3 protein-coding genes are annotated in these 1,799 nt (G+C 30.4%); all 3 read right to left on the bottom strand.

Annotated features, from left to right (window positions below; translation table 11 throughout):
* Positions 1-197 (bottom strand): oligosaccharide flippase family protein (locus ACT8VG_RS10845; protein WP_444195881.1); only part of this gene is annotated, 197 nt, incomplete at its 3' end.
* A gap of 126 nt (positions 198-323) precedes the next feature.
* On the bottom strand, positions 324-740 hold the full coding sequence (locus ACT8VG_RS10840) for an acyltransferase (protein ID WP_444195880.1): 417 nt from the start codon (positions 738-740) through the stop codon (positions 324-326).
* Positions 740-1,799, bottom strand: a 1,060-nt coding sequence (locus ACT8VG_RS10835) for a glycosyltransferase (RefSeq protein WP_444195879.1), incomplete at its 5' end; no start/stop codon positions are given. The genes ACT8VG_RS10835 and ACT8VG_RS10840, both read right to left, overlap by 1 nt.

Below are 1,799 nucleotides of genomic sequence, written 5' to 3'. Positions count from 1 at the left end.
CTGTTTCCATAAAACTTAATTCCAAGCATCCCTAGCAATTGAAAATAATACGCAACAGAATAAGTGTAAGAAAAGATTCCAAGATTTTCTGCACCTAATACGCGAGAAATATACGGTGAAGTAAGTAATGGAAGAATAATTATGATAATTTCATAAAATGATTGATACAATAAATTCTTCTTCACACTATTCTTCATATTTTCAGCCTCATTTCAAATCATCTTCAAATTTAGTTATTAGAATTTTTCTCTTTTCATCTTGAGAAAAACCTTTTATAAACATAAAATCATCCTCATGTTTATTTCCATATTCCTGTATATTCTCTATGATCCGAGCCGGTACCCCCCCACTATATAATTATCAGGTACGTCATGTGTTACAACAGCTCCACAACCAATAATGCAATTACTACCAATCTTTACGTTAGGCATAATAATAGCATTAGTTCCTATATGAACATTTGAACCTACACTTATACTTCCGAAAAGATCAATATTTTCTTTGTTCTCTATTGAGCTTATTTTTCGTAAAACCCAACATCCTCCATCATGTGTAACGAATTGAACGCCTGCATTAATTCTAACATGATTTCCTAGTTTCACTAGGTAAGGTTCTGTGCCAAACTCTGCTGAAGAGTTTATCATACAATCTTTGCCAATAAGCACTCCCCTGTTTTTCCAATATTTAATGCTATCTCTATTCCTTTTTATTTTGTTTACAATTCTAGATATTACACTCATTATAACACCTCAATAAGTTCTCTCCACTCTTTTGCAACTTTACTTGCTTCAAATGTTAGCGTCTTTAAAGTCGCCTTTTCAATCATATATTTTTTTTCTCGCTCTGAAGTCATATAGAAATCATAAAAAAATTTGGCTAAATTTCTTTCTTTTTCTTCTACATTCTTATCAAATACTGGCATAAGATACCCATAATCACACATAGTAATACCATCTATATTCTTTAATTCTGTATCAGATAAAATTTCACTTGGACCAGAAGGACAATTTGTCGCAATTACAGGAACTTGACAGATCATAGCTTCTACCAAAGCATTAGGAAACCCTTCATAAAATGAAGATAATACATAAAGATTAGATTTAGCCACTTCTTCATGTGGGTTTAACATAAATCCCTTAAATACTACCTTTTCATCGATTCCTGCTTCCGACGCCATTCTTCTTAAATTTACTTCCTCAACTCCTTTGCCAATAAAAACCAATTTACTTACTATTTCCGGATGAGCATTGCAAAACATTATATAAGATTTTAAAAGGTTAAATACTCCCTTTGCTTTAACAAGCGACCCCATTGTTGTAATCGTATACTCTGTTGGAACTTTTTGCACAAGATTTTTTCTAATTGAATCTATTTTATACGGATTACTAATTAATTTAATCTTTTTCTTTTCAATTTTATAATTCTTAATCAAATCATCAGCTATTAATTGAGTAGGCGAAACAATAGAATCTGCCTTTTTATACATACATCGTATAGACCAATTCCATATATTTCTTTTATCTTTCCATTTAGCAGACATATGATTTCTCACTGAAACTATCCTTTTATGATTACCATTCACAAGCATATTGATCAAGTTAGGTAATTCCATAAATGAAATAATTGCCTTGGGGTTATTTTCTCGAATATATTTTTTTAATCCAATTACACTGTGAAACAACAGTTCATAATTATTGATGTATTTTCTTTTGTTTATCTCTACTATATTTGCACTAGTTTTATAATCGCTTTCTGATTGTGATTGTAATAAAATTACATCAACATCATAATATTTCATC

Source organism: Catenibacterium sp., from assembly GCF_052354645.1.
Taxonomy (GTDB): domain Bacteria; phylum Bacillota_I; class Bacilli_A; order Erysipelotrichales; family Coprobacillaceae; genus Catenibacterium; species Catenibacterium mitsuoka_A.
This window is presented reverse-complemented; position numbering and strand designations above follow the sequence as displayed.